The following is a 25,586-nucleotide window of genomic DNA, read 5'->3' on the forward strand; positions in this document are numbered from 1 at the left end:
TGGTACCCAGGACCCTTCAAGGACCTGTGGCCCTCGCGTCTCAGACGCGCACCCACGCCGCCGCGTCGCTGGGGAGCCGGCCCGGCGCGGCCTCGGGGTCGGAGCCGAGCAGCAGCTCGCCCGGCAGCGTGATCGCCGTACCCGAGGTGTTGAACCACACCTGCAGGCTGCCCCGCGCGAAGGCGAGCGTTCCCTCGGGCGACGGCACCCATGCGAACTCCTCTCCCACCAGCCACTTGCTGCGCAGGTCGAGCGCTGAGCGGTAGAGGTGAAGGGTCGAGTCGTCGTCCGCCTCCTGGGCGCTGGCGGCGTAGTGACCCCAGCCGGCCGGCTGCGGCAGCCAGGTCGTGACGCCGTCACGGCCCCCCTCACTGAATCCGTACGGAGCCTCGGTGCCCGACCACGGGAGCGGCACGCGGCAGCCGTCGCGGCCGATCTGGACGCCGCCGCTCTGCGCGATCGCCGGGTCCTGGCGAGCCTCGGCCGGCATCGCCTCGTACTCCGGGAGGCCGAGCTCCTCGCCCTGGTAGACGTACGCGGTGCCCGGCAGGCCGAGGGTGAGCAGCGCGGCCGCGCGGGCTCGGCGCAGTCCGAGGGCCAGGTCCGGAGCACCCTCGTGCCAGCGGGCCTGCTCCCAGATCGAGGAGACCGCGTGGTCGGGCTGGGGCCGGGCGTAGCGGGTGGCGTGCCGCACGACGTCGTGGTTGGAGAGCACCCAGGTCGCGGGGGCGCCGACGGCGGCCGCGGCGGCCCGGGCGTCGTCGATCGTCGCCTTCATCACCGAGGCGACGAACGGCGCCTGTAGGAAGTCGAACTGGAACGCGGTGTGCAGCTCGTCGGGACGCAGGTAGCGCGCGAGCCGGTCGTTGCCCTCGACCCAGGCCTCGGCGACGAACACGCGGTCGTCGTACTCGTCGGCGACGCGGCGCCAGCCCCGGTAGATCGGGTGCACGCCGTCCTGGTCCCAGGCCGGGTGGTCGACCCGGTCCTTACGGCCGGTACGCGGCCCGGCGTCGGGCAGTCCCGGCTCCTTGGCGAGTCCGTGCGCCACGTCGATCCGGAAGCCGTCGGCACCCTTGTCGAACCAGAACCGCAGGATGTCCTCGAACTCCGCGATCACCTCGGGGTTGGTCCAGTCGAGGTCGGGCTGGGCGGGAGCGAAGAGATGGCAGTACCAGTCCCCCGGGGTGCCGTCCGGGTCGGTGGATCGGGTCCAGGCCGGGCCACCGAAGATCGCCTCCCAGTCGTTGGGCGGCAGCTCGCCGTGCTCGCCCTTGCCGGGGCGGAAGAGGTAGCGCGCACGGGCGGCCTCGTCACCCGCGATGGCCGCCTTGAACCAGGGGTGCTCCCACGAGGTGTGGTTCGGCACGATGTCGAGCACGACCTTGATGCCGGCGGCGTGCGCCTCCGCGATCAGCTGCTCGGCCTCGGCGATGTCACCGTAGGCCGGCTCGATGGCCCGGTAGTCGGAGACGTCGTAGCCCGCGTCGATCTGCGGCGAGGGGTACCACGGATTGATCCAGATCGCGTCGATCCCGAGCGAGCGCAGGTAGGGCAGCCGACTGCGCAGGCCGGCGATGTCGCCGATGCCGTCGCCGTTCCCGTCCGCGAAGGAACGGATGTAGACCTGGTAGACCACCGCGGTACGCCACCAGTCGGTGATGGCCTGGTCCTGCTGCATGCGAACGCCTCCTGAGTCGAGCAAGGGTCGTTCCAGGTTAGGACTCCGGGATCGTGATCAGAATTTCCCGGACGTCGAGCCGCCCCACCGGCACCGCACTGGTGCCGTGCCGAGGCCCCGCCACCGGATCGCGCGGCGCCGGGTGGCCGAGGGCGAGGACGTGGCGCGGCACCCAGCCGTCGGCGAGCCGGCGAAGCACGTCGCGGGATCGGACCTCGACGAAGCGCCACGGCTGTCGGTTGCGCGCCGACCCCGTCCAGCGGGCCGCCTCGACGATGGCGGCGATGCTCTCCTGCCCGACCGGTCGCGCGGAGTCGAAACGGCGGGTCGCCGGACGGCGGATCAACGCGGCGAGCTCGGTCGGTCCCATGCGTCGAGCCTAGGGACCGCTCACGAGGCCGCGACGGTCACGTCGACCGTCTTCTGCTCCCCCGCCCGCAGGACGTGCACCGGGACCGAGTCGCCGATGGTGAGCCCGATCTCGATCTGGGTGACGTCGTCCGCCGTGCTGACGCTGTGGCCGTCCACCGACAGCAGGACATCGCCGCTCTGCAGCCCGGCGGTAGCGGCCGGTCCGCCGTCGTCGACGGCGGTGATGCCGACCGCGCCGCCGGCGCTCGCCTGCATCTCGGCGGGGATCGAGACGACCTGCAGGCCGAGGGTCGGGTGCGCGACGCGGCCGTGGTCGGCGAGCTCCTGGATCAGCGGGCGGGCCAGCGTGATCGGGATGGCGAAGCCGAGGCCGACGCTGCCCGTGTCACCGGTGGGCGCGGCGCCGGCCGAGTTGATCCCGACCAGACGTGACCGGCAGTCGACCAGCGCGCCGCCGCTGTTGCCGGGGTTGATCGCGGCGTCGGTCTGGATCGCCCCGACGAGGTGCGCGGCGCCGGCCTGGGTGGGCACCCGGACGTACCGGTTGGTGGCGCTGACGATGCCGCTGGTCACCGTCGAGTTGAGCCCGAGCGGCGCGCCGAGCGCGACCACCGGCGCACCGACTCTGAGATCGCCGGAGTCGCCGACCCGGATCGCGGGTGCGTTGTGGTCGGCGTCGCGCGGCGTGACGACGGCCAGGTCCGTGACGGTGTCGACGCCGTCGATCGTGGCCTCGCTGGTGCGGCCGTCGGAGTAGGTCAGCACGACCGAGGAGACGGTGCCCCCGGTGGACGGGTTGATCACGTGCGCGTTGGTGACGACGACGTCGTCACCGTTGGCGAGCCGGTAGACGAAGCCGGATCCGGTGCCGCCCCCGTCGGACGTCTGCACCGCCAGCGTCACCACCGACGGCAGCACCCGGTCGGCCACCGGGACGACCTCGCACGCGCCGGCCGTGCTCTGGTCGAACCATCCCCCCGCCCAGCCGATCAGCGCGAGCACTCCCGCCCCGATCAGTCCGCCGACCACGCCGACGATGCCCATCACCGAGAGATCGCGTCTCGTCATGCCTCCATGCAACCGCACCGGCAGCACCCCCGCCAGCCCTTCGGTACGGTCGGCGCCGTGACCCGATCCATCGCACGCGACGTCGTCCTCACCCACCCCGACGGTCGCCCCCTCTCCGACACCGCCGTGAGCGTCACCCAGGTCTCCCAGGCGTTCGGCTTCGGCAACATCGGCTTCGAGCTCGTCGACCTCGCCAACGCCGAGGACGTCGATCAGAGCGACCCCGACGGAACGGCGCGGGCGCTCGCCGACCTGTGGCTCGACGTGTTCAACACCGCGACGCTGCCGTTCTACTGGCAGCGCTTCGAGGGCGAGCGGGGCCGGCCCGACACCGCGCGCCTGCTCAAGACGGCGGAGTGGTTCATCGAGCGCGGCGTACGGGTCAAGGGGCATCCGCTCGCATGGCACACGCTCGCCCCGACCTGGCTGCAGGGGCTGTCCACGGACGAGGTCGAGGCGGCGTACCGCGCCCGGATCCGGCGCGACGTTCCCGCCTTCGCCGGCCTGATCGACACCTGGGACGTGATCAATGAGGTCGTGATCATGCCGGTCTTCTCCAACGAGGCGGCGCTCGAGGGCGACGTCGGCCCGAACGCGCTCAGCCGGTTCTGCCGCGAGCGTGGCCGGATCGCGACCGCCCGGATGGTCTTCGAGGAGGCCCGCGCGGCCAACCCGTCGGCGACGCTGCTGATCAACGACTTCAACCTCGGAACCGCGTACGAGTGCCTCATCGAGGGCCTGCTCGAGGCACAGATCCCGATCGACGCGATCGGCCTGCAGAGCCACATGCACCAGGGCTACTGGGGCGAGGAGCGGGTGCTCGACATCTGCGACCGGTTCGCCCGCTACGGCCTGCCGCTGCACTGGACCGAGACCACGCTGCTCTCCGGCGATCTCATGCCGTCGCACATCGAGGACCTCAACGACTACCGGCCGGAGTCGTGGCCGAGCACGCCCGAGGGTGAGGCGCGGCAGGCCGAGGAGCTGGAACGGCACTACCGCGCGCTCACCTCGCACCCCGCGGTCGAGGCCATCACCTACTGGGGCCTGCCAGACACCGGCGCCTGGCTGGGCGCTCCGGCGGGACTGGTCCGCCCCGATGGCACGCCCAAGCCCGGGTACGACACCCTCAAGCGGCTCATCCGCGACGAGTGGTGGGCGGCCCCTGCCTCCGCGCGCACCGACGAGGCCGGGCGCGTCACCATCACCGGCTGGGCCGGCGACTATCGCGTCACCGGCGAGGGCGTCGATCAGACGGTCACCGTGGCCTGAGCGAGGGCCACGCTCTACTCTTCAGTAACTTCGCGACATACAAGGAGCTTCGATCCATGGGAACCCCCGCGCTCACCAGCGTCGACGGCATGCACGTCCTGCGCCTCGGCGACGACGAGAACCGCTTCTCCCTCGACTGGCTCACCGCCGTCGAGGCGGCGCTCGACGAGATCGCCGCCAACCCGGCCCCGCTGGTCACGGTCGGCGACGGCAAGCAGTACTCCTCGGGTCTCGACCTGGACTGGGTCAGCCAGAACATGGACCAGTTCGTCCCGTACGCCGCCCGCGTCGAGCGCGTCTTCGCGCGCGTCCTCACCCTCGGGGTACCGACGGTCGCCGCCATCAACGGTCACGCCTTCGCCGCCGGCGCGATGCTCGCACTGTCCCACGACTGGCGCGTGATGCGGGCCGACCGCGGCTACTTCTGCCTGCCCGAGGTCGACATCCAGATCCCGTTCACCACCGGCATGGCGGCGCTGATCCAGGCGAAGCTGAGTCCGCGTGCGGCCAACGACGCGATGACCACAGGCCGCCGCTACGGCGGCGAGGAGGCGGCCGCCGCGGGGATCGTCGACGCCACCGCGAGCGAGGACGAGGTGCTCTCGGCGGCGCTCGCGATCGTCGCGCCCCTGGCGGGCAAGGACCCGGCGACGCTGTCCGCGATCAAGGCGACGATGTACGCCGGCCCGGCCGCCGTCCTGGGCGCGACCGCCGCCGACTGAGCGGGTCTGCTTCGATAGGCACCATGGAGACGGTCGGGTCCGCGATGCTGCGGCACCCGACCGTCCACGGCGTCGACCTGACCGTCGGCGACGCGCAGGCGGTCTTCGCGGCGCGTGCGAAGACCCATCTGCTGGTGCTGGTCGAGAACGACGTCCTGGTCAGCACCGTCACACGGGACGACCTCGCGGGCCGCACCGACCTCGCGGCACCAGCGCGCGACGCCGGTCGGCTCGACGGCCGGACCGTCTCCCCCGAGGAGCCCCTCGAGCCGCTGCGCGCGGCGATGGCCGGCACTCGTCTGCGTCGCATCGCGGTCGTCGACGACCAGATGCACCTGCTCGGCCTGCTGTGCCTCAAGCGATCCCGTACGGGCTTCTGCACCGACGAGGGCGTCGCCGCGATGCGCGCCGAACGCCAGGCCACCCACCGTTGAGTCAGGCCTCCGTCACCGTTGATTCGGGCCTGCGTCACGGTTGATTCGGGCCTCCGTCTTTGTCGTTGAACGGGACCACACGGATGGTGGCCCGACGGAACGGTGCTCTCAGCGCGGTCTGTGCCAAGACAGGTAGGTGGCACCCGCTGTACCACGCTTCTCTTGTTCGTCTTCGTGATCGCCAGCAGGCCGTACGCACGCAACCCGCGCACCGGCAGCCGCCGGTGGGTGGCTTGCGTAGCGGAGGCGACGGTTCCAGCCAGAGAATTCAAGGGAAGAGCGGCACCGCGGGTGCCACTCGAGTGTCTTGACACAGCAGGTGCCGAGAGCACCGTTCCGTCGGGCCACTAGCCCCGTGGCACAGTCCGAAGGGCAGAGCCGAGTTGTTCGAAATTCATCTGCTGAACGGCCACCAAGGACCCGAAACTGTCAGACCCCTTCCGTAGATTCGAACCATGACCACCGCACCGATCCAGGATCTCGACCGGGACACCCCGGCCGGGCTCCTGCGTGCGATGGGCGCGGCGCGTGAGGACGCCCGCCAGGCCGAGATCCGGCTCATGCTTGACGCGCTCGCGTGGGCTGACCTGCACTCGACCGACTCCCTGGACCGGGCGATGACGGTGCCCGGCACCGACCACGAGCTCGCGATCGCGGGCGAGGGGGCGCCGCTGGTGGCGGAGTTCGCCGTCGCCGAGCTCGCCACCGCCCTGGGACGCTCCGCCGACTCCACACGGATCTGGCTCGGCACCGTCCTGGAACTGCGTCACCGACTGCCACTCGTGTGGGCGAGGATAGTGTCGGGACCTCTGGAGCCGTTCAAAGCCCGCCAGATCGCATCCCAGACCCTCACCCTGCCCCCGGACGCGGCAGCCTGGGTGGATGCCCAGGTCGCACCGGTCGCGCACAAGATCGGTCCCGCCCGACTGGAGCGGCTCGTGACCGACGCGATCCGACGCTTCGACCCCGAACAGGCCCACGCCGACGAGCTCGCTGCTGCCGAGCACCGCCACGTCAGCGTCCATGACCGCGACGTCACCGGCGGCTGCGCCGGGCTGAGTGCATCCCTGGATGTGGTGGATGCCCGCGACTTCGAGACCGCGATCGGCCGCGCCGCGCACGCCCTGCTGTTGGCAGGCTCGGAGGAGTCGTTGGGCGTGCGGCGTGCGTTGGCGGTGGGTGAGATCGCGCGACGCGAGCTCGGACTCGACCTGACCACCGGAGAGATCACCACTGGCGGCAGCACTGCGACCCTGTACGTCCACCTGGACGCGGCCGAGCGGGAGGTGGCTCAGGTCGAGCACGGCTCCGGCGACTACATGGTCGGGAGCGACCGCCTCCAGTCGTGGCTCACCCGCCCCGGCACGACAGTGAGCATTCGGCCGGTGATCGACCTCAACACCGAGATCACCTCGAGCGGCTACCAGCCCTCAGTGACCCTGCGGGAGCAGATCGTGCTGCGCAACCAGGTCTGCGTCTTCCCGCACTGCACCCGCAGCGCCCGCTCAGCGGACCTGGACCACATCGACCCCTACGAACACGGCGGCACCACCACCTCGGCGAACCTGGCGCCCCTGTGCCGGCTCCACCACCGGGTCAAGACCCACGCCGGCTGGGGGTACACCCAGTTGAGTCCCGGCAAGTTCCTCTGGCGATCACCCCACCACCAGACCTTCCACGTCGACCCCACCGGGACTACCGGGGTTTCGAGCCTCGCTGCGCTCGCACCTCAACCACCGGAGCCCGCACCTCGACCACCGGGCTAGGGCCCGCCCCACCACGACCGTCGCTCCCCGGGTCAGCGGGAGGAGCGGTCGCGGCGGCGCTGAAGGGTGTCCGCTGCCTCGCCCCGCCGCCGCTGCGCATCGCGCTCGGCCGACTCCGCATCGGCCAGCAGATCCTCGGCGTCGGAGAGCTCGTCGTCCACCGCGCGCGCCGACTCCTCGAGCTCGGCGATCCGGCGCCGCAGCTCGTCGAGCTCGGACTGGACCTGGAGCGAACGGGCCTTGAGCAGCTCCACCTCGGCGGCCGACTCCTCGCGCTCGGCCGAGGAGCGGGCCACTTCCTCGTCGGCCGCGGCGAGCGCCTCCTGCGCCTCCTCGAGCGCGCGGCGATCCGGCTCGGGGTCGGGCACGACGTGCAACGCGGGCGGCGCGTCCACGGGGGTGACGGCGAAGCCGAGCGCCTCCGGAACGGCAACGGCGGCCGCCGCATCGACCTGGCCGACCCCGGTGGCACGCAGCGACGTCACCAGGAGACCGGAGCCGACCGCCCGCGCCGCGTCCGGGTCGATCATCGCCGCGGTCAGGGTCTCCTCGACCTGCTCGGCGACCGGCCCGGTCACGGTCAGCCCGGCCGACGAGGCCAGCGCCCGGGCCCGGGTCGTCAGCGCCGCCGTCAGCTGTCGGCGCTGCTTGGTCAGCTCCCGCAGCGCGGTCGCATCCATACCTTCCTGCGCCTGCCGCAGTGCCTCGCCGACGGCGATCATCTGGCTGACCTGGTCGTGCTCGCGCCGGGCCAGGAGGTCGACCACCCAGGCCGCGGTCGACGGCTTGCGCAGCGCCTTGACCGGCCCGGCCAGTGGGGTGCCCTTGAGCTCGCGAGAGCGCGCGTCCCGAGCCGTGGTGAACTCACCCAGCCCCAGCGCGTAGAGCTCCTCGGCCACCTTCAGCAGGCCGTCCGGCACGCTCACGATCCCGGGCTCCGCTGCCACCGCCCTCGACGGTGCTGGAGCGCGTCGTCGTCCGATCCCAGCTCGACCGCATCGACCGCGGCAGTGACCTCGAGCGACCAGCCGACCTCGCGCAGATCGGTCACGGTGACCGACGTCCAGGCGGTGGCGTCGACGAGCCGCGGGCCCCAGTCAGAGTCCGCGAAGGAGCCCGTACGGAACGGCCCGCCCGGGGCCGGCGCGGTCCCGGCGAACGCCTCCGCCAGATCGCGGTGCTGCCACGCCAGCAGCTGCACGACGGCCCGGGAGCCGATCGCGAGCGACTCCCCCAGCGCGCTGTCCGGGTCGAGGAGGAACAGCGCGACGGCCGGCGTCCCGCCGGCGACCATCAGCGACGAGACCGTCAGGCCGACACGCTCCGCGCCGGCACCGGAGGTGACCAGTGCGACGGCGCCGCCGAGCCGACCGCGCAGCCGCCGGACCGGATCGTCCGACGTCGGGAACGGATGCGAGCTGTGGATGCTCACGCCGGATCACGCAGCGGGCTTGGACTTCTTCGACGCCTCGCCCTTGGCGGCCTCGGAGGCGTCCTTGTCACGCTTCTTCGCGTCGGTCGCGTAGAGGTCGACGTACTCCTGGTCGGAGAGCCGCAGGATCTCGTACATGATCTCGTCGGCGATGGCCCGCAGGATGTAGCGGTCGTTCTCCATGCCGTCGTAGCGGGAGAAGTCCAGCGGCCGGCCGTAGCGGATGACGGGTCGGACGATCTTGCCGAACGCCTTGCCCGGCGGGGCGATCACGTTCGTGCCGATCACGGCGACCGGGATGACCGGAGCCTTGGTCTCGAGCGCGAGTCGCGCCACGCCCGTACGGCCGCGGTACAGCTTGCCGTCGTGCGAGCGGGTCCCCTCGGGGTAGATGCCGAAGAGCTCCCCCTCGCTGAGCACGCGCTGGGCGGCGATCAGCGCGCCCTCGGCGGCCGAGGCGCCGGAGCGGTCGATCGGGACGTTGCCGGTGCCGGCGAAGAAGGTCTTCTTGAGCCAGCCGACCACGCCGGGCTGGACGAAGTACTCGTCCTTGGCCACGAACCGCACCATCCGCGGCAGCCCGAGCGGCATGAACAGCCAGTCGGAGTAGGAGAGGTGATTGCTCGCGAGGATCGCGGGGCCGTCGGTGGGGACGTTCTCGACGCCCTCCCACTTCGGCCGGAAGACGAGCTTGAGCCACGGGCCGATGACGACGTGCTTCAGGACCGCGTAGAACGCCTTCTCATTCACACCTCGACCCTATCGGGATTGGTGCAGAATGCCGAGCATGCCTGAGCCGAGCTCGCCCGCCAGCGCCGACCTGCACGCCCCGCTCTCCATCCCCGCCAGGCCCGATCTCACCGGCGGGCGGCGCATCGGCGTGCTGCTCTCCCACGGCTTCACCGGATCGCCCCACTCGATGGTGGGCTGGGGTCGCGCGCTCGCCGAGCTCGGGTACGGCATCGAGGTGCCGCGTCTGCCCGGACACGGCACCACCTGGCAGGAGATGAACACCACCCGCTGGTCGGACTGGTATGGCGAGGTGTCGCGGGCGTTCGCGAAGCTGCGCGCCGAGAACGACGCCGTGGCGCTCTGCGGTCTCTCGATGGGCGGCGCGCTGATGCTGCGCCTGGCCGCCGATCACGCCGACACCGTGGCCGGGGTCGTCGTGGTCAACCCGGCGGTGGCGACCAAGCGGCTCGACGTGCGGCTGCTGCCGATCCTCAAGCACATCCTCCCGTCCTTCCCGGGCATCGCCAGCGACATCAAGAAGGCGGGCGTGGAGGAGCACGGCTACACCCGTACGCCGCTCAAGGCCGCGCACACGATGTTCCGCGCCTGGCCCGAGCTGGTCGCCGACCTGCCGAAGGTGACGGCACCCGTGCTCTACCTGCGCTCGACCGAGGACCATGTCGTGGACGAGGCCTCCGAGCCCCTCATCACCTCACGGATCTCGGGGCCGGTGACGATCCGTCGCCTGGAGAACAGCTTCCACGTGGCCACCCTGGACAACGACGCCCAGCTGATCATCGACGAGTCGGCGGCTTTCATCGCGAAGGTGACCGCGGCCTGACCTGTCCGTCTCTGGGAGGGCGTCCTACCCTGGTGGTGTGAGCGAACCGGTGAGCGACCCCGACAAGGCCGCCCAGGAGGCGGCCTGGCGGGAGATCGTGGAGAACTTCGGCGAGCGCGTCGAGCTGGCCGACCAGCCCGAGATCGAGGACGTCATTCCGTTCGGCGACGACATCGATGAGACCTTCGTCCCCGATTCCGATGTCTACGACGACGATGACGTCGATGTCTACGACCACGACCGCTTCGTCGCGCCGCGGCCCTCGCTCCCCCGGACCACGCCCGAGCGGTTCGTCGCGTGGCTCGGTGTTCTCGGCGCACCGGTCGTCGCCGTGCTGCTCTTCATCGCGCGGGTGTCGTTCGACTGGTGGATCCCCAACTGGCTGGTCGTCCTCGTGGCGCTCGGCTTCCTGCTCGGGTTCGGCTATCTCGTCTTCTCCATGCCTCGCGAGCCCCGCGACCCCTGGGACGACGGCGCTCGCCTCTGAGTAACCCTCCTTGCAACTTGTTGCATAGCCTGCGACCATCGGTCGCATGGCCCTGGAGCACGCCCTTCTCGTCTCGCTGCGCGAGCAGCCCGCATCCGGCCTCGACCTGACCCGGCGCTTCGAGCGCTCCATCGGCCAGTTCTGGCAGGCCACCCACCAGCAGATCTACCGCGTCCTGGCGCGGATGGAGGCCGACGGCCTGGTCGCCTCCGCGGTGGTCGAGCAGCACGCCGCGGCCAACAAGAAGGTCTACCGGGTGACCCCCGGCGGTGAGGCCTTCCTCGCCGACTGGCTCGGCGGCCCCGCCGCCCCCGACCCCGTGCGCAGCGATCTCGCGGTCAAGATGCGCGGGGCGTCCTTCGGCGATCGGGCGGCGGTCCTCGACGTCGTCGAGCAGGCGCTGCGCGACCGGATCGAGCGGCTCGGGCACTACCGCGCGCTGTGCGCCCGCGACTACCCCGATCCCAGCGCCCTGACCGGCCTCGAGCTGGACCAGTACCTCGTCCTGCGCGGCGGCATCCTCGGCGAGGAGTCGGCCGCGGCCTGGCTGCGCGAGTACCTCACCGCCCACGGAAGAGAGACCAACTGATGGCGTACGACCACCTGCTCAGCCCGATCACGCTCGGCAGCCTGACCCTGCCCAACCGGATCATGATGGGCTCGATGCACACCGGTCTCGAGGACGCCGCCGAGGATCTGCCCGCACTGGCGGCCTACTTCGCCGAGCGCGCCCGCGGCGGCGTCGCCCTGATGGTCACCGGCGCGTACGCCGTCAACCCGTCGGGCCGACTGGTGGAGGGCGGCAGCGACTTCACCACCGTCGAGGACGCTCGCGCACACCGGGTGGTGACCGACGCGGTGCACGAGGCCGGCGGCCGGATCTCGCTGCAGTTGCTGCACGCCGGCCGGTACGCCAAGCAGGAGGACTGCGTCGGCGCCTCGACCATCAAGGCGCCGATCAACCGCTACGTCCCGCGCGCGCTGTCGACCGCGGAGGTCTGGGACCTGGTCGCCGACTTCGCCCGCTCCGCCGGGCTCGCGATCGAGGCGGGCTACGACGCGATCGAGCTGATGGGCTCCGAGGGCTACCTGATCAACCAGTTCCTCGCCGCCGCCACCAACGACCGCACCGACGAGTTCGGCGGCTCCGCGACGAAGCGGATGCGGCTGGCGGTCGAGATCGCGCACGCCGTACGAGCAGCGGTCGGCCCCGACTTCCCGGTCGTCTTCCGGATCTCCCTGGTCGACCTGATCCGTGACGGCCAGACCTGGGAGGAGACCGTCGAGCTGGCCCATGCGCTGGTCCAGGCCGGGGTGACCGCGTTCAACACGGGCATCGGCTGGCACGAGTCGCGGATCCCGACGATCATCACGCAGGTTCCGCGCGGCGCCTGGGCCGCCTACACCGCTCGCCTGAAGGCCGCCGTCCCGGTGCCGGTCATCGCCTCCAACCGGATCAACACCCCCGAGCTCGCAGAGCAGATCCTCGCCGCCGGCGAGGCGGACATGGTGTCGATGGCTCGCCCGCTGCTCGCGGACCCGTTCCTGGTGGCCAAGGTCGCCGAGGGGCGCGCGGACGAGGTCAACACCTGCATCGCCTGCAACCAGGCCTGCCTCGACCACGGGTTCTCCGGCAAGGAGGTCACCTGCCTGGTCAACCCGCGAGCCTGCAACGAGACGACGCTGGTCATCTCGCCCACGCGACGCATCCGGCGCGCCGCTGTCGTGGGTGCCGGCCCGGCGGGCCTGAGCGCCGCGGTGACGCTGGCGGAGCGCGGCTTCGCTGTCACGCTCTTCGAGAAGGACGCGGAGCTGGGCGGGCAGTTCCGGCTGGCGATGGCGATCCCCGGCAAGGAGGACTTCGCCGACTCGCTGCGCTACTACACCCGCCGTCTCGACGTGCTGGGCGTGGAGGTCCGCGCCGGGACGACGGCGAGCCTCGAGGATCTGCGCGCGTACGACGAGGTGGTCGTCGCGACCGGCGTCGCGCCCCGAGAGATCACCCTCGAGGGCGCGTCGAACCCGAACGTCGTCAGCTATGCCGACGTGCTGCGGGGGCGCGCCGTGCCCGGCAAGCGCGTCGCCGTCATCGGTGCCGGCGGCATCGGCGTCGACCTGTGCCACTGGCTCACCCACGACCCCGCCGAGGATCTCACCGGCTGGATGGCGCGCTGGGGCGTCGACCCCACCTTCACCACGCCGGGCGGCCTGACCCGGCAGGCCGAGCACGTGCCCGTACGGGAGGTGACTCTGCTGCAGCGCAAGGAGACCCCGATCGGCCTCGGCCTGGGCAAGACGTCCGGCTGGGCACATCTGCTGGTGATGAGGCAGGCAGGCGTGCGGATGGTGACGGGTGCGACCTACGACCGGATCGAGGCATCGGGCGGCGACACGACGCTGCACTACGCGATCGACGGCGCCCCCGTCGCCCTCGACGTCGACACCGTCGTCGTCTGCGCCGGTCAGGAGTCGGTCCGCTCGCTCTACGACGAGCTCGTCGGGGCCGGCGCCAGCGCGCACCTCATCGGCGGTGCTGATGTCGCGGCCGAGCTCGACGCGAAGCGGGCGATCGACCAGGGCACCCGACTGGCCGCTGCCCTCTAGCAAGCGGCCCGGTAGACCGCAGCCGCCTCGCGTGGCACCGTGGGAGGCGACACGGAAGGAGGTGCGTCGTGTCGGCCAATGCCTGGCTGCTGTGGTTCACCCTCCAGACGCTGGTGCTCCTGGGGGTGCTCGGCGTCGCGATGCTCGGCGTGACGGGGCGGCTCACGCGCACCCACCACCACGCGCACGGTTCGGCGCCCGGTTCGGCTCCCGGGCCGATCAGGCGCCGCCATCACCTGTCCCTGCACTTCCGGCACCATCCCGCGCACTGAGCTGGCGTCAGCCGGCGACGGCCTCCGGAAGAGCGGGCTCGTCCTCGACCATCCGGCGCGCCAGGCTGGCCAGCGCCTCGTGTAGCTGGGTGTCGTCGTCGACGTCCCAGTCGGCGAGCTCGCGCAGGAGCCAGTCCCGGAACGCCGCGGAGAGCACCGCGAGCTGCTCGGCGCCCGCCTCGGTGACGGCGTACCCGCGCTCGTCGCCGGTGAGGTAGCCGGAGGCGACGCTCGCCGCGAACGCCGGCGCAAGCACCGCACCCGGGAGGCGGTAGCGGCGCGCCACGCTCGCCAGGTCGGCAGGCTCGCCCATCTTCCGGCGCACGGAGATCTGACCGACGCACCAGGCGGCCGAGGCATCCAGAGCGGTGCCCGACTCCACCCGCACGGCTCGCAGGCCCTCGACCCCCGCCGAGCGCAGCAGCCGGACGATCGCCCGCTGAAGGGTGAGGACGCTGTCGGCCTTCTCCGGCATCGCGAAGCCCTCGCCCACGTCGCTCGCGCCGGCGCGCGCCGAGTCACGCAGCGGCACCTCCTTGAGCGCGAGTGCCACGAGGAAGGCGAGCAGCGCGACCGGCACGGCGTAGAGGAAGACGTCCTGGATGGTCTGGGCGTACGCATTGATGATCGGTGCCTGCTGCTCCGCGGGCAGGGCGTGGATCGAGGCGGGCGTGCCGATCGCGGCTGGGTCGGTGATCTTCGCTTCGACGAGAGCGTTCATCAGCCGGTCGCCGAGCTTGTTGGCGTAGACGGTGCCGAAGATGGCGGCACCGAACGAGCCGCCCAGCGTGCGGAAGAACGTGACGCCCGATGTCGCGACGCCGAGGTCGCGGAAGGCCGCGGTGTTCTGCACGATGAGGGTCAGGATCTGCATGCACAGGCCGATGCCGGCACCGAGGAGCAGCAGGTCCAGGGAGAAGATCCACACGCTGGTGTCGGCGCCGACCCGGGACAGCAGGAAGAGCCCGAGGGCCATGATCAGCGAGCCCGCGACCGGGAAGACCTTGTAGCGGCCGGTGCGGCCCACGATGGCGCCGGCGGCGATGGAGGTCACCAACAGGCCGAGCACCATCGGCAGCGTCCGTACGCCCGACGCCGTCGCAGAGACGCCCTTGACGTACTGCAGATAGGTCGGCAGGAACGTCATCGCGCCCAGCATCGCGAAGCCGACGATGAACGAGAGCACCACGCTGATGCTGAAGACCTGGCCGCGGAAGAGCCGCAGCGGCAGGATCGGGTCGGCGGCTCGCGACTCGACCCAGACGAAGAGCGTCAGCGCCACCACGGCACCGGCGAACATGCCGATGATGGTGGCCGATCCCCACGGGTACTCGGTGCCGCCCCAGCTGACGGCCAGGGTCAGCAGGGATGCACCGATCCCGACGAAGACGATGCCGGCATAGTCGATCGCCGGGCGCGCGACGGTGCCGATCTTGGGCAGGGTCACGCTGGCGATCGCGACGACCAGCACGCCGATCGGCAGGTTGATGTAGAACGCCCACCGCCACGACAGGTGGTCGGTGAAGAACCCGCCGAGCAGCGGGCCCGCCACGGTCGTCACGCCGAAGACCGCGCCGAGCGCGCCCTGGTACTTGCCGCGCTCGCGCAGCGGGATCACGTCCGCGATCAGGGCGGTCGCGGTCACCGCGAGCCCGCCGGCGCCGAGCCCCTGGATCGCGCGCCAGGCGATCAGCCAGAGCATGTCGTTGGCCAGGCCGCACATCGCCGAGGCCAGCACGAACACCACCGCGGAGACCTGGAGCACCACCTTGCGCCCGAACAGGTCGCCGAACTTCCCGGCCAGCACGGTCGCGACCGTGTCCGCCAGAAGGTAGGAGGAGACGACCCAGGACAGGTGGCCGGCGCCGCCGACGTCGGACACGATCGTGGGCAGCGCGGTGGAGACGATCGTCTGATCGAGTGCCGAGAGGAGCATCGCGAGCAGCACCGTGCCGAAGATCAGGTTGATCCGGCGCCTGCTCAGCTGGCCGACCGTCCCGCTCTCCTCCGCCGTCACATCCGCTGCTGCCATGCGTATGCCCCCACGCTCGACCGACCGACCGATCCGACCGGGCCAGCATGGCAGACGGCCGCCGCCCGCGTTGGCACCTCCCGGCTAACGGGTCAGGGTTCGCAGCTGCAGCATCAGTGCGAAGCGCTGCTCCGGATCGTCGAGATCCAGTCCGCTGACCTCGCCGATCCGCCGCAACCGGTAGCGCAGCGTGTTGGGGTGGACGTACAGCGCGGCCGCCGCGCGGCTGACGTCGCCGAGCGCGTCCAGCCAGGCCGACAGCGCGTCGACCAGGCTGGCATCGCTGCGCCGGTCGTACGCGATCAGGCGGGCCAGCCCACCCACCGGTCGCTCGCCGCGCGCGATCGCCAGGTCGCGCAACTCGAGCAGGAGCGACTGGGTCTGAACGTCGGCGAGGCGCGCGACCCGGGTCGCGACGAGCCCCTCACGCAGCACCCGCAGCACGCGGTCGGCCGTCGCACGAGACCGGGCGAGGCCACCGCTCTCGGCGTCGATCGAGCCGATCGCGGCGATCATGGGCAGGCTGCCGGCGACCCGCTCGCCGAACTCGCCGAGCAGGCGCTGCGCCCGCTCCTCGGCCTCGTACGGGTCGGGGGTCGAGGTGACGGGGAGCAGGGCGTAGACGGTGCCGCCGATCTGGGCGACCGCGACCTGCGGCACCACCGCGCTGAGGTGGGCGCCGAGCGCGTCGACCAGGCGCTCGACCCGGTTGGCACGTCCGGAGTCGTGTCCGGCCTCGGACCCGTCCGACCTGATGTCGGTCTCCTCCTGCGGCACAGCGGCGACGACGAGCAGCCGCTTGTCCAGCAGGCCGAGCCGGGCCAGCGCCTGGGTGGCACCGGCGCCACCCTCGACCGCGGTCGCCACCAGGTCGGTGCGCAGCCGGCGCTGTACGTCCGCACCGGCGCGGACCCGGAGCAGGTGCAGAGCCGTCAGGTTGGCGGCCTCGGCGAAGGCGGCCGCCCGTTCCGGCGTCACCTCGCCCTCCATCACCGCCCAGATCGAGCCGAGGACCTCGTCGCCGGCGCGGACGGCGATCGCGACGCGCTGCTTGGTCACACTCGGATAGCCCAACGCGACCGGGTCCACCACGACCGGGGCGTGCTGGCGGTAGAGGTCGCGGAAGACACCCTGCTCGGTCAGCGCGCGGGCGTAGTGCTCGGGCACCTGCCGCCCGATCACGGTCTCCACGCGGGAGGCGTCGCCCTCGTCCTGGCGCCCGGAGAAGGCGAGCACGCGTGAGCTGCGGTCCTCGATCGTGACCGGGGCGTCGAGCAGTGCCGCCACGGCGTTGGCGACGGCGAAGAGGTCGCCGGACGGCAGTCCGCCGAGTGACTCCCCCACCACGCCGACATCGCCCTCTGCCAACAACGATCGCAGGAGCGCTGTCAGCTGGGCCCAGGTCGCGCCGCGGCGCAGGCCGAGCACGGCCACGTCCGCACGGTCCGCCGCCGCCCGTACGTCCTCGTCGAGCTCGGCCGACCGGACGATCACGCCGACCGCCTCGTGCTCACCGGCGCGCTCGACCAGGCGGCGCAGGTCGGTGGCGCCGATCCCCAGGACGAGCGAACGCGCGGGCATCACCGGCTCGTCGTCCGGGTCGTCGATGACGATGCCGTCGATCTCCCGACCATGTGCGCCGGAGTCGTCGTCGGGCGGACCCGAGAGCAGCTCGAGCAGGGTGTCGCCGAGATCGGCGAGCACCCGGCCCAGGCTCGCGCGCGGCCGCTGACTCACGGGCGGCAGCATACGGCTCACAGAGCGACGTACTCCGTGGAGGTGGTCACCTCTTCGAGCACCTCGGGCAGCGGAGTCACGCCGAGTCCGGGACCGGTCGGCACCCGGATCTGACCGTCCTCGAGGACGATCGGCTCGGTGATGTCGACGCGGTAGAAGCGGTTCGAGGCGGAGATGTCACCGGGCAGCGTGAAGCCCGGCAACGACGCGATCGCCGCGTTGGCGGCCCGCCCCAGCCCGCTCTCGATCATCCCGCCGCACCACACGGCGAGGCCGTTGGCGGCCGCGATGTCGTGGATCTTGACGGCCTCGAGGTAGCCCCCGACGCGTCCCGGCTTGATGTTGACGACCTGGCAGGCGCCGAGCCGGATCGCCGCTGCCGCGGTCTGCGCGGAGACGATCGACTCATCGAGGCAGATCGGCGTCCTGACGACCTTGGCCAGATCGGCGTGGCCGAGCACGTCCTCCTCCTCCAGCGGCTGCTCGATGAGGAGCAGGTCGAAGGCGTCGAGCCTGGCGAGATGCCGGGCGTCGCGCAGGGTGTACGCGGTGTTCGCGTCGACCTGGAGCAGCACGTCGTCGCCGAAGCGCTCCCGTACGGCCCTGACCGGCTCGATGTCCCATCCGGGCTCGATCTTCAGCTTGATCCGGACGTATCCCTCGTCGAGGTAGCCGCCGACGACGTCGAGCAGCTGCGGGATCGTCTCGAAGATGCCGACCGACACACCGCTGGGGACGGTCTCGTGCACGCCCCCCAGCTCACGGGCGAAGGAGCGGCCGGTGGAGCGGAGCTCGGCGTCGAGGATCGCCATCTCCAGTGCCGCCTTGGCCATCCGGTGACCCTTGAACGGGTGCAGCAGGTCGGCCACGGCCGGTGCGCCGAACTGCTCCAGGGCGCGCTTGCCCCGCTCCGACCCGAGCACCGGCAGGAAGAACCGCTTGAGCACGTCGGCCTCGGAGCCGAGGTACTCCGGGGAGTAGACCGGATCGATCAGGGCGACGCACTCGCCCCAGCCCTCGGCCTCGTCGGTGATCGCGCGCAGCAGCAGGATGTCGCGGGTGGTCTGGGTGCCGAAGGAGGTCCGGAACGGACCCACCAGGGGCATGTCGATCCTGCGCAGCTCGACTCCGTGCAGCTTCATCGTTCTCCTCCAAGGTCAGGGGCGGGCGGGGCGAGCAGATAGCCCCGGGAGCGCTCGAAGCCGACGACCCGCCAGCCGGCGGCCATCCGGGGGGCGAGCGCCTCGCGGACACGAACCCGCCACCGGCGGGCCTCGGCGGGGTCCGCGGCCCGCATCGCCTCGATGTCGACGGGCACCTCGACCCAGTCGGTCCCGGCGGCGGGGCCCTCCGGGTCCGGCGGGGAGACGAGGTCCCAGCGGACCAGGATCCGGTCGGAGTCGTCGTTGCCGTTGATGGCGTCGGCCATCACGCCATAGAAGTTGGTGAGGTACTCCATCGGGCGGGCGCCGAGCTTGGCGATGTTGAAGTGGGCGTTGCGGGCCACGAGCGGGTCGTAGGTCCACTCGATCGCGGTGATGCCGCGGGCCAGGGACCAGTCCCGCTGGTGGTGCTTGAGCGCGAGCCCGACGCGTCGCCCGACGTACTCAGGCATCACCCCGGCGACGTGGCTGTGCAGCGTGCGGGCGGCGGGCTCCTCGTGGAAGCCGATGCAACCGCCGATCATCCGGCCCTCGACGAACGCTCCGGCGACGTAGCTGCCGGCCTTGCTCAAGGCGCGCAGCAGATCGGCATTGATCAGCGGCTCGGGAGCGCCCCAGATCCGGACCAGGAGATCGGCGAGCTCGTGCAGGTCGTCCAGCTCGGTGAGCTCGCGCAGCTCCACGCCCGCCTCGATCGCCGGGGTCAACGCGGCGGTCATGACGTGCCTCCGAGCAGGTCGGTGAGCAGCGCCCGCAGCAGGACCGTGCGATCGACGAGGCGGTCCACCTCGACGTGCTCGGTCCGGGCGTGCGCACCCCCGCCGACGGCGCCGAGACCGTCGAGCGTCGGCACCCCGATCCCCGCGGTGAAGTTGCCGTCCGAGGCGCCGCCGACGCGGGCGCCGGTCACGACCGGCAGGCCGAGGCGCTCCGCGACGGCGGCGGCCCGGGCGTACAGGCCCATCGAGGCCGACTCCTCCAACGGCGGTCGGTTGATCCCACCGGTCAGCTCGAGGGCGGCTCCCGGCAGGACCGGAGTGAGCGCCCGGATGGCGGCGTCGACCCGCTGCTGCTCGGCGATGGTCCACGCCCGCGAGTCGATGCTGAGCACGGCCCGGGCGGGCACCGTATTGGTGGTGGTTCCGGCCGAGGCCGCGGTCGGCGTGACCGAGGTGCCGAGCGAGTCGTCGCCCAGCTCCAGCAGCGCGAGGATCTGGTGGGCCAGCTCGACGCCCGCGTTGACTCCGTTCTCCGGCTCGAGGCCGGCGTGGGCCGCCCGGCCGGTGACGTGCAGCTCGTACATCGAGGCGCCCTTGCGGGCGACCTTGAGGGCTCCGCCGTCGGCGGAGGCCTCGAGGACGAGCACCGCCGCGGCGCCCGCGGCGGTCTCCTCGATCAGCTGCCGGGAGGTCGGCGAGCCGATCTCCTCGTCCCCGGTGACCAGCAGGGTGACCCCGGTCCGGTCCTCGAGCGCGGCAACCGCGTGGAACGCCATCACCAGACCGGCGAGCATGTCGAAGCAGCCGGGACCGCGCAGCACTCCGTCGCGGACGGCGTACGGCATCTCCTCGAGTGTGCCGAGCGGCCACACCGTGTCGTGGTGGCACAGCAGCAGCACCCGGGTCTCCCCGCCGAAGCTCCAGCGCAGATGACTGCTCCCCCGGATGGCGAGCCGCTCCGGGGCCGACCCGAGCCGGGCCTCCCCGAGCGTGGCGACCAGGTCCGCCGAGCGTGCGACCGCGGCGAGGTCGCTGGAGGGTGACTCGCACTCGACGAGCGCACGCAGGTCTGCGAGCAGCTCGTCGAGCGCGGGCACCGGGATGGTGGTCATCGTCGGTCTCAGCTGCTCTTCTTCGGGGTCGCCCGGGCGCCGTAGTGGAGGTAGGACTCGCCGGTCGGCAGCGAGTAGAAACGCACCGGGTAGTAGTTCGCCACACCCGCCTCGGGCTGCAGCGCGAAGAGCGCCGGACCGACCGGGAGCAGCTCATGGGTCTCCGGCTCGGAGCCCTCCAGCTCGGCGATCGGCCCGGACAGCGACGTCCGCAGGTACACCTTGTCCTCCTCGAGGTAGACCTCCTCGAGGACCGATGCCCGCTCGTACGTCCCCACGTACGCGCTGGCGTCGACGTCGGGGCGCTCCGCGGGGAGCGCGAACGCGGCCGGGAACTCGACATCGGCGAGGGCGGCGAAGATCTCGCTGTAGAGCTCCCGGTAGAGCGGGATCGCGCTGCCGATGTTGGTGTTCAGCGCGACCGCGATGCCGGCGTCGGGCAGCAGGCGCAGGAATGCGGCCTGGCCGATGGTGTTGCCGTCGTGGCCGATCGCGCGGCGGCCGTTCCAGTCACAGCGGAAGAAGCCGAGGCCCCAGGAGTCGCCGAGGAGGTCCTTCTCGGGACACTCGACCTGGTAGGCGGCCATCGCGGCGGCGCTGTCCTCGGAGAGGATCCGGGCGCCGTCACCGGCGATGCCGCCGGTGAGGTGGAGGCGGGCGAAGGAGAGCACGTCGGTGGCGGTGGCGGTGATCAGGCCGGCCGGCCCGACCGAGCGGGGCAGACCCCAGACCGGCGCGACGACCGGCTCGGCGCCGCCCTTCATGTGCCCCATGGAGTGGGCGAAGACCATCGCCTCCTCGGGAAGGGTGCTGGTGTGGGTCAGGCCGAGCGGCGCGAAGAGCCGCTCCTTCATCGCCTGGTCCCAGGTCAGTCCGGTGCCGACCTCGATGATCCGGCCGAGCAGGGAGAAGCCGGAGTTGCAGTACGACCACGTCGCGCCGAGTGGATGGTTCTGCTGGGCGGTCCCGAGCTCGGCGACGTACTTCTCGAGGCAGTCGTCGCCGCGGCCGGTGTCGGTGAAGACGTCGCCGTCGATGCCGCTCGAGTGGGTGAGCAGGTGGAAGACGGTGACCTTCTCGGTGACCAGCGGGTCGTTGAGCTCGAGGCTCGGGATGATCTCGCGGACCGGGGTGTCGAGGGCGAACTTGCCCTCGTCGATCAGCTGCATCACGACGGTGGCGGTCCAGACCTTGGAGACCGAGCCGATCTGCCAGACCGAGTCGGTGCTGGCAGGCTGGCCGGTGCCGGCGTGCAGCACGCCCGCGGCGGTGGTGAAGACCTGGTCCTCGGCGCCGTCCTGGCCCATCACCAGGATGCCGAGCTGAGCGCCCGGGACCTCATGCTTCTCGATCAGCTCGGCGAGACGCTGCTCCCAGTGGGCGGTGTCGATCGTGCGGTTCACTGCAGACTCCTCAGGGGTGGGTGATGGCTGGGGTGATGGCATGACCACCGCGTCCGGGGACGGCGGCGAGCAGCTGGCGGGTGTAGTCGTGCTGGGGGTCGCCGAGGACCGACGCGGTGGGGCCCGCCTCGACGATGCGGCCCTGATGCATGACGGCCACGTGGCTGGCGACGTACCGGACCACGGCGAGGTTGTGGGAGATGAAGAGGAGCGAGAGGCCGAGCTCGCGCTGCATCTCGCGCACGAGGTTGAGCACGGCACCCTGCACCGAGACGTCGAGCGCCGAGGTGATCTCGTCGGCGATGATCACCTCGGGTCGCCCACCGAGTGCACGAGCCAGCGCGACGCGCTGGCGCTGCCCACCGGAGAGCTGGCCGGGCAGGCTGTCGGCGCGGGACGCATCGAGATGGACCAGGGCGAGCAGCCGCTCGACCTCCGCCCGGCGCGCGGCGCGTCCGAGACGCTCGGGGAACGCCTCGGCGATGGACTCGCCGATCGTCATCCGGGGGTCGAGCGAGGAGTACGGATCCTGGAAGACCATCTGCACCGGCCGGCGACGGCCGCTGCGCGGCACCGGCCTTCCGTCCAGCTCGATCCGCCCGCCGGTGACCGGGGCGAGTCCGACGACGGCGCGCGCGATGGTGGACTTGCCGGAGCCCGACTCGCCCACCAGACCGACGATCGCGCCGGACGGCACGCTCAGCGAGACACCGTCCACGACGGTGCTCGCACCGTAGGCGACGATCAGGTCACGGATCTCGAGGCTGCTCATGCCGAGGCCTCCTCGGTCGCTTCGGTACGGGTCGGGGCGAGGGTGAGCGGCAGCGGCTCCCCCGCGTGCCAGCACGCGACGCGATCACCCGCGGCATCGGACTCGAGTGCCGGCTCCTGCTGACGGCATCGGGCATCGGCGAGCGGACACCTGGCCGCGTAGGCGCAGCCCTCCGGCAGCTCCGAGGGCGCCGGTGGCAGCCCCGCGATGGTGGCCAGCGGCGCGTCGAGATCGGTCTCCATGTCGGGCACCGCGGCGACCAGCGCCCGGGTGTACGGATGCCTCGCGCCGGTGTGCAGCGTGGCCGCGGGCAGCTCCTCGACGATCCGGCCGGCGTACATCACCAGCACCCGGTCGCAGAGCTCGGCCACGACCGAGACGTCGTGGCTGATGAAGAGCAGTGCCGAGTCGTGCTCGGCGCGGATCTCACGCAGCAGCGTGAGCACCTGCTGCTGGACGGTGACGTCGAGCGCGGTGGTGGGCTCGTCGGCGATGACCAGCCGTGGGGTGCCCATCAGGCCCATGCCGATCATGGCGCGCTGCCGCATGCCGCCGGAGAACTCGAAGGGATACTGCCTGGCGCGTCGCTCGGGTTCGGGGATCCGGACCGCCCCGAGCCGGTCGACGGCGCGAGCCAGCGCCCGGCGACGTCCCAGACCAAGGTGCTGGCGGGCGACCTCGGCGAGCTGACCGCCGATCCGGTGGCCCGGGTTGAGCGAGGTCATCGGGTCCTGGAAGACGACCGCGAGCGAGGTGCCGAGCAGGGTGCGGCGCTCACGGTCCGTGCACCCGTCGAGCAGGTCGGCGCCGCAGAACGTCAGAGCCTCGGCGTCGACGACGCCGGGGGCCTCGATCAGCTGGGCGATGGCCAGGGCGGTCACGGACTTGCCCGAGCCTGACTCCCCCACCACGCCGATGGCCTCGCCGCGCCGGATCACGAGCGAGACACCACGGACCGCACGGACCGGCGCGGTGGGGCCGGGGAACGCGACCGACAGGTCGCGCACGTCCAGGACGGTGCCCGCGTCGGCCGCGCCGTCGTGGTGGTGCTCCGGTGCGGTCGCCGCCACGCCGGCACCGGAGGCCGACGCCGGGACGGGGTCGACCAGGCCGGTGAGCGGCGAGACGCCGAAGGTGCGCGCGATCGCCTCGCCGACCAGGTTGAACGCGAGGCCGGCGAAGATCACCGCGAAGCCCGGCGCGATCGCCGCGGCCGGGTGGATGTAGATGCCGGCGAGCCCGTCCTGCATCAGCTTGCCCCAGTCGTAGCTCGGCGACTGGACGCCGAGACCGAGGAAGGACAGGCCGGCGAACGAGAGCAGCGCTCCGCCGGTGCTGATCGTGACGTTCACGATCAGCGGCTCGGCGATGTTGGGCAGGATGTGACGCGCCAGCACGCGCATCCGGCTGACGCCGAGCGTACGGGCGGCGGCGACGTAGTCCAGCGAGGAGACGCCCGCGATCAGGGTCTGGCACAGCCGGGCGAAGGACGGTGCACCCGCGAGCCCGACCGCGAGCACCGCACCCCGGGCGCCGACGCCGAAGACGATCGCGAAGAAGAGCACCAGCAGCAGTCCGGGGAAGGCCACCATGATGTTGACGCTCGCCGTCACCAGCCGGCCCGCACGGCGTCCGACCAGCAGCGGCAGCGCCCCCAGGGCGAACCCGACGAGGACGCCGACCGCCGTGGCGAGCAAAGCGAGCTCCACCGAGAGACGGGTCGCCACCAGCACGCGGGCGAAGAGATCGCGCCCGAGGCTGTCGGTGCCGAGCCAGTGCTCCTGCGAGGGACCCGCGAGCAGGTTGTCGGTGTCGACGACGTCGGCGCGGTGGCCCCACAGGACCGGCCCGAGGATCGCCAGGGCGAGCACGATCGCGAGCATCGCGATGCCGACGATGCCGATCGGGGTCCGCACCACGCGGCTCCAGCGCTTCATCAGCTCTCCCCGATCGTCGAGCGTGGGTCGAGCAGCGCGAGTGCCACATCGACCAGGGTGTTGATCAGCAGGACGCCGGCGCCGTAGACCAGCACCGTGGCCTGCACCATCGGGAAGTCCTTGGTGGTGATCGACTGCACGATCGTGCTGCCGAGCCCGGGCCAGGCGAAGACGTTCTCGACCAGGACCGTGCCGGCGATGAGCGAGCCGAGCAACATGCCGCCGATCGTCATCGTCGCGGTGACGGCGTTGGGCAGGGCGTGGATGAGCGTCACCCGCAGGGCCGGCAACCGCTTGGCGCGCGCGGTGCGGATGTAGTCGGTCTCGAGGACCGCCAGCATCTCGACGCGCACGATGCGCGCCAGAACGGCGGCCGGGCCGACCGCGAGCGCGATCACCGGCAGCACAAACGAGGAGGGCCCGTCACGACCGGCGACCGGCAGGGCGTGCAGCGTGACGCCGAAGATCCAGACCAGCGCGACGCCGAGGAAGAAGTCCGGGATCGCGGCGAGCACGACGCTGACCGAGGCGAAGGCCAGCTCGATGCGTCGGCCCCGGCCGCGCCGCGTCAGCGCCGCGATCGTGACACCTACCGGGATGGCGATCCCGACCGCCACCACGAACGCGAGCACGGCCAGCTCGGCGGTGGCGGGTAGCCGCTGCGTGATCATGTCGCGCACCGGGAGCTGGGTGACGAACGACGTGCCGAGGTCTCCGTGGAGCAGGTTGTTCAGGTAATGCAGGTACTGGCGCCAGATCGGGTCGTCGAGGCCGAACTCGGCTCGCTTCGCCGCGACCAGGTCGGCCGGTGCGGTGGTGCCGAGCGCCGCGCGCACCGGGTCTCCCGGAACCGCGTGGATCATGAAGAACGACGCGGTGACGAGCACCCACAGCGACACCAGCAGCCGCCCGCCGCGCCGGAGCGCGAAGCGCGTCCAGCGTCCACCGGGCAGGGAGGTCGTACCGGCCGGGGCGGCCGCTGATGTCACTGTGGTCATGAATCCGAGATCTCGTGAGGTCGTACGGGT

General features: G+C 71.7%; 24 protein-coding genes. 9 read left to right on the forward strand and 15 right to left on the reverse strand.

Translation table 11 applies throughout. From position 1 onward, the window contains the following. Positions 1-40: 40 nt before the first annotated feature. Genes ACZ5L9_RS19635 through ACZ5L9_RS19645 form a run of 3 tightly spaced genes read right to left on the reverse strand, consistent with a single transcriptional unit; the run spans position 41 to position 3,121 of the window. On the reverse strand, positions 41-1,681 hold the full coding sequence (locus ACZ5L9_RS19635) for a glycoside hydrolase family 13 protein (protein WP_464531408.1): 1,641 nt from the start codon (positions 1,679-1,681) through the stop codon (positions 41-43). Between the two features lie 37 nt (positions 1,682-1,718). Then, positions 1,719-2,051 (reverse strand): nitroreductase family protein, encoded by a 333-nt coding sequence (locus ACZ5L9_RS19640; protein WP_464531410.1) that lies wholly within the window; start codon positions 2,049-2,051, stop codon positions 1,719-1,721. A gap of 20 nt (positions 2,052-2,071) precedes the next feature. Then, positions 2,072-3,121: a S1C family serine protease gene (locus ACZ5L9_RS19645; protein WP_464531412.1), complete on the reverse strand. Its 1,050-nt coding sequence runs from the start codon at positions 3,119-3,121 to the stop codon at positions 2,072-2,074. A gap of 57 nt (positions 3,122-3,178) precedes the next feature. On the opposite strand from ACZ5L9_RS19645, the gene ACZ5L9_RS19650 reads away from it, so the two are divergent. The 4 genes from ACZ5L9_RS19650 (at position 3,179) to ACZ5L9_RS19665 (ending at position 7,315) form a co-directional block, all read left to right on the forward strand. Continuing rightward, positions 3,179-4,393 (forward strand): endo-1,4-beta-xylanase, encoded by a 1,215-nt coding sequence (locus tag ACZ5L9_RS19650; RefSeq protein WP_464531414.1) that lies wholly within the window; start codon positions 3,179-3,181, stop codon positions 4,391-4,393. 56 nt (positions 4,394-4,449) lie between these two features. After that, entirely contained in the window at positions 4,450-5,115 is a 666-nt protein-coding gene (locus ACZ5L9_RS19655) for an enoyl-CoA hydratase-related protein (RefSeq protein ID WP_464531416.1), read from the forward strand. Positions 5,116-5,138: 23 nt separating this feature from the next. Then, a complete protein-coding gene (locus ACZ5L9_RS19660; protein WP_464531420.1) occupies positions 5,139-5,549 on the forward strand; it encodes a CBS domain-containing protein in 411 nt (136 codons plus the stop codon). A 455-nt stretch (positions 5,550-6,004) separates the two neighbouring features. Beyond that, the gene (locus ACZ5L9_RS19665) at positions 6,005-7,315 is read left to right on the forward strand and encodes an HNH endonuclease signature motif containing protein (protein ID WP_464531422.1); all 1,311 of its coding nucleotides are present in this window, start codon (positions 6,005-6,007) and stop codon (positions 7,313-7,315) included. A gap of 32 nt (positions 7,316-7,347) precedes the next feature. Here ACZ5L9_RS19665 and ACZ5L9_RS19670 read toward each other — a convergent pair whose 3' ends face one another. The 3 genes from ACZ5L9_RS19670 to ACZ5L9_RS19680 are packed head-to-tail and all read right to left on the reverse strand — an operon-like array spanning position 7,348 to position 9,497. After that, positions 7,348-8,262, reverse strand: a complete 915-nt coding sequence (locus ACZ5L9_RS19670) for a hypothetical protein (RefSeq protein ID WP_464531424.1) — start codon at positions 8,260-8,262, stop codon at positions 7,348-7,350. Continuing rightward, positions 8,238-8,747: a flavin reductase family protein gene (locus ACZ5L9_RS19675; protein WP_464531426.1), complete on the reverse strand. Its 510-nt coding sequence runs from the start codon at positions 8,745-8,747 to the stop codon at positions 8,238-8,240. The genes ACZ5L9_RS19670 and ACZ5L9_RS19675 overlap by 25 nt, the downstream gene beginning before the upstream one ends. A 6-nt stretch (positions 8,748-8,753) precedes the next feature. Beyond that, a complete protein-coding gene (locus tag ACZ5L9_RS19680; RefSeq protein ID WP_464531431.1) occupies positions 8,754-9,497 on the reverse strand; it encodes a lysophospholipid acyltransferase family protein in 744 nt (247 codons plus the stop codon). 37 nt (positions 9,498-9,534) lie between these two features. Here ACZ5L9_RS19680 and ACZ5L9_RS19685 point away from each other — a divergent pair, with 37 nt between their 5' ends. From ACZ5L9_RS19685 to ACZ5L9_RS19705, 5 genes are all read left to right on the forward strand, one after another. Further along, positions 9,535-10,320: an alpha/beta hydrolase gene (locus tag ACZ5L9_RS19685; RefSeq protein ID WP_464531433.1), complete on the forward strand. Its 786-nt coding sequence runs from the start codon at positions 9,535-9,537 to the stop codon at positions 10,318-10,320. Between the two features lie 37 nt (positions 10,321-10,357). Continuing rightward, a complete protein-coding gene (locus ACZ5L9_RS19690) occupies positions 10,358-10,807 on the forward strand; it encodes a DMT family transporter (protein WP_464531436.1) in 450 nt (149 codons plus the stop codon). A 46-nt stretch (positions 10,808-10,853) separates the two neighbouring features. Then, positions 10,854-11,396 carry a PadR family transcriptional regulator gene (locus ACZ5L9_RS19695; RefSeq protein ID WP_464531439.1) on the forward strand — a complete coding sequence of 181 codons (543 nt, stop codon included), beginning with the start codon at positions 10,854-10,856 and terminating at the stop codon, positions 11,394-11,396. Further along, entirely contained in the window at positions 11,396-13,411 is a 2,016-nt protein-coding gene (locus tag ACZ5L9_RS19700) for an FAD-dependent oxidoreductase (RefSeq protein ID WP_464531443.1), read from the forward strand. Before ACZ5L9_RS19695 ends, ACZ5L9_RS19700 begins: the two co-directional genes overlap by 1 nt. A 68-nt stretch (positions 13,412-13,479) precedes the next feature. After that, positions 13,480-13,683 (forward strand): hypothetical protein, encoded by a 204-nt coding sequence (locus tag ACZ5L9_RS19705; protein WP_464531447.1) that lies wholly within the window; start codon positions 13,480-13,482, stop codon positions 13,681-13,683. A gap of 7 nt (positions 13,684-13,690) precedes the next feature. Here ACZ5L9_RS19705 and ACZ5L9_RS19710 read toward each other — a convergent pair whose 3' ends face one another. The 9 genes from ACZ5L9_RS19710 to ACZ5L9_RS19750 all read right to left on the reverse strand — a co-directional run bounded on the left by ACZ5L9_RS19710 (position 13,691) and on the right by ACZ5L9_RS19750 (position 25,556). Beyond that, entirely contained in the window at positions 13,691-15,715 is a 2,025-nt protein-coding gene (locus ACZ5L9_RS19710; protein ID WP_464531451.1) for an MDR family MFS transporter, read from the reverse strand. Positions 15,716-15,799: 84 nt separating this feature from the next. After that, positions 15,800-17,452, reverse strand: a complete 1,653-nt coding sequence (locus ACZ5L9_RS19715) for a PucR family transcriptional regulator (protein WP_464531455.1) — start codon at positions 17,450-17,452, stop codon at positions 15,800-15,802. Positions 17,453-17,469: 17 nt separating this feature from the next. Further along, on the reverse strand, positions 17,470-18,594 hold the full coding sequence (menC, locus tag ACZ5L9_RS19720) for an o-succinylbenzoate synthase (protein WP_464531459.1): 1,125 nt from the start codon (positions 18,592-18,594) through the stop codon (positions 17,470-17,472). Beyond that, complete coding sequence (locus tag ACZ5L9_RS19725; protein WP_464531463.1) at positions 18,591-19,334, reverse strand: GNAT family N-acetyltransferase; 744 nt, start codon at positions 19,332-19,334, stop codon at positions 18,591-18,593. Before ACZ5L9_RS19725 ends, menC begins: the two co-directional genes overlap by 4 nt. Continuing rightward, positions 19,331-20,446, reverse strand: a complete 1,116-nt coding sequence (locus ACZ5L9_RS19730) for a M20 family metallopeptidase (protein WP_464531467.1) — start codon at positions 20,444-20,446, stop codon at positions 19,331-19,333. Before ACZ5L9_RS19730 ends, ACZ5L9_RS19725 begins: the two co-directional genes overlap by 4 nt. A gap of 8 nt (positions 20,447-20,454) precedes the next feature. After that, positions 20,455-21,849, reverse strand: coding sequence for a serine hydrolase domain-containing protein (locus ACZ5L9_RS19735; RefSeq protein WP_464531468.1), 1,395 nt, complete (start codon positions 21,847-21,849; stop codon positions 20,455-20,457). Positions 21,850-21,859: 10 nt separating this feature from the next. Continuing rightward, positions 21,860-22,621, reverse strand: coding sequence for an ABC transporter ATP-binding protein (locus ACZ5L9_RS19740; RefSeq protein ID WP_464531472.1), 762 nt, complete (start codon positions 22,619-22,621; stop codon positions 21,860-21,862). Continuing rightward, complete coding sequence (locus ACZ5L9_RS19745; RefSeq protein WP_464531476.1) at positions 22,618-24,558, reverse strand: dipeptide/oligopeptide/nickel ABC transporter permease/ATP-binding protein; 1,941 nt, start codon at positions 24,556-24,558, stop codon at positions 22,618-22,620. The genes ACZ5L9_RS19740 and ACZ5L9_RS19745 overlap by 4 nt, the downstream gene beginning before the upstream one ends. Next, complete coding sequence (locus tag ACZ5L9_RS19750) at positions 24,558-25,556, reverse strand: ABC transporter permease (RefSeq protein WP_464531480.1); 999 nt, start codon at positions 25,554-25,556, stop codon at positions 24,558-24,560. The genes ACZ5L9_RS19745 and ACZ5L9_RS19750 overlap by 1 nt, the downstream gene beginning before the upstream one ends. Positions 25,557-25,586 lie beyond the last annotated feature (30 nt).

The organism is Nocardioides sp. JCM 18998 (genome assembly GCF_055391535.1).

What these genes read in the sequence shown, in the direction of transcription:
- ACZ5L9_RS19700 (WP_464531443.1), top strand. Translation starts at nt 11,396, where the DNA reads ATGGCGTACGACCACCTGCTCAGCCCGATCACGCTCGGCAGCCTGACC.
- ACZ5L9_RS19645 (WP_464531412.1), bottom strand. Translation starts at nt 3,121, where the DNA reads ATGACGAGACGCGATCTCTCGGTGATGGGCATCGTCGGCGTGGTCGGC.
- ACZ5L9_RS19750 (WP_464531480.1), bottom strand. Translation starts at nt 25,556, where the DNA reads ATGACCACAGTGACATCAGCGGCCGCCCCGGCCGGTACGACCTCCCTG.
- ACZ5L9_RS19665 (WP_464531422.1), top strand. Translation starts at nt 6,005, where the DNA reads ATGACCACCGCACCGATCCAGGATCTCGACCGGGACACCCCGGCCGGG.
- ACZ5L9_RS19740 (WP_464531472.1), bottom strand. Translation starts at nt 22,621, where the DNA reads ATGAGCAGCCTCGAGATCCGTGACCTGATCGTCGCCTACGGTGCGAGC.
- ACZ5L9_RS19655 (WP_464531416.1), top strand. Translation starts at nt 4,450, where the DNA reads ATGGGAACCCCCGCGCTCACCAGCGTCGACGGCATGCACGTCCTGCGC.
- ACZ5L9_RS19725 (WP_464531463.1), bottom strand. Translation starts at nt 19,334, where the DNA reads ATGACCGCCGCGTTGACCCCGGCGATCGAGGCGGGCGTGGAGCTGCGC.
- ACZ5L9_RS19635 (WP_464531408.1), bottom strand. Translation starts at nt 1,681, where the DNA reads ATGCAGCAGGACCAGGCCATCACCGACTGGTGGCGTACCGCGGTGGTC.
- ACZ5L9_RS19640 (WP_464531410.1), bottom strand. Translation starts at nt 2,051, where the DNA reads ATGGGACCGACCGAGCTCGCCGCGTTGATCCGCCGTCCGGCGACCCGC.
- menC (WP_464531459.1), bottom strand. Translation starts at nt 18,594, where the DNA reads ATGAAGCTGCACGGAGTCGAGCTGCGCAGGATCGACATGCCCCTGGTG.
- ACZ5L9_RS19710 (WP_464531451.1), bottom strand. Translation starts at nt 15,715, where the DNA reads ATGGCAGCAGCGGATGTGACGGCGGAGGAGAGCGGGACGGTCGGCCAG.
- ACZ5L9_RS19745 (WP_464531476.1), bottom strand. Translation starts at nt 24,558, where the DNA reads ATGAAGCGCTGGAGCCGCGTGGTGCGGACCCCGATCGGCATCGTCGGC.
- ACZ5L9_RS19660 (WP_464531420.1), top strand. Translation starts at nt 5,139, where the DNA reads ATGGAGACGGTCGGGTCCGCGATGCTGCGGCACCCGACCGTCCACGGC.
- ACZ5L9_RS19730 (WP_464531467.1), bottom strand. Translation starts at nt 20,446, where the DNA reads ATGACCACCATCCCGGTGCCCGCGCTCGACGAGCTGCTCGCAGACCTG.
- ACZ5L9_RS19685 (WP_464531433.1), top strand. Translation starts at nt 9,535, where the DNA reads ATGCCTGAGCCGAGCTCGCCCGCCAGCGCCGACCTGCACGCCCCGCTC.
- ACZ5L9_RS19695 (WP_464531439.1), top strand. Translation starts at nt 10,854, where the DNA reads ATGGCCCTGGAGCACGCCCTTCTCGTCTCGCTGCGCGAGCAGCCCGCA.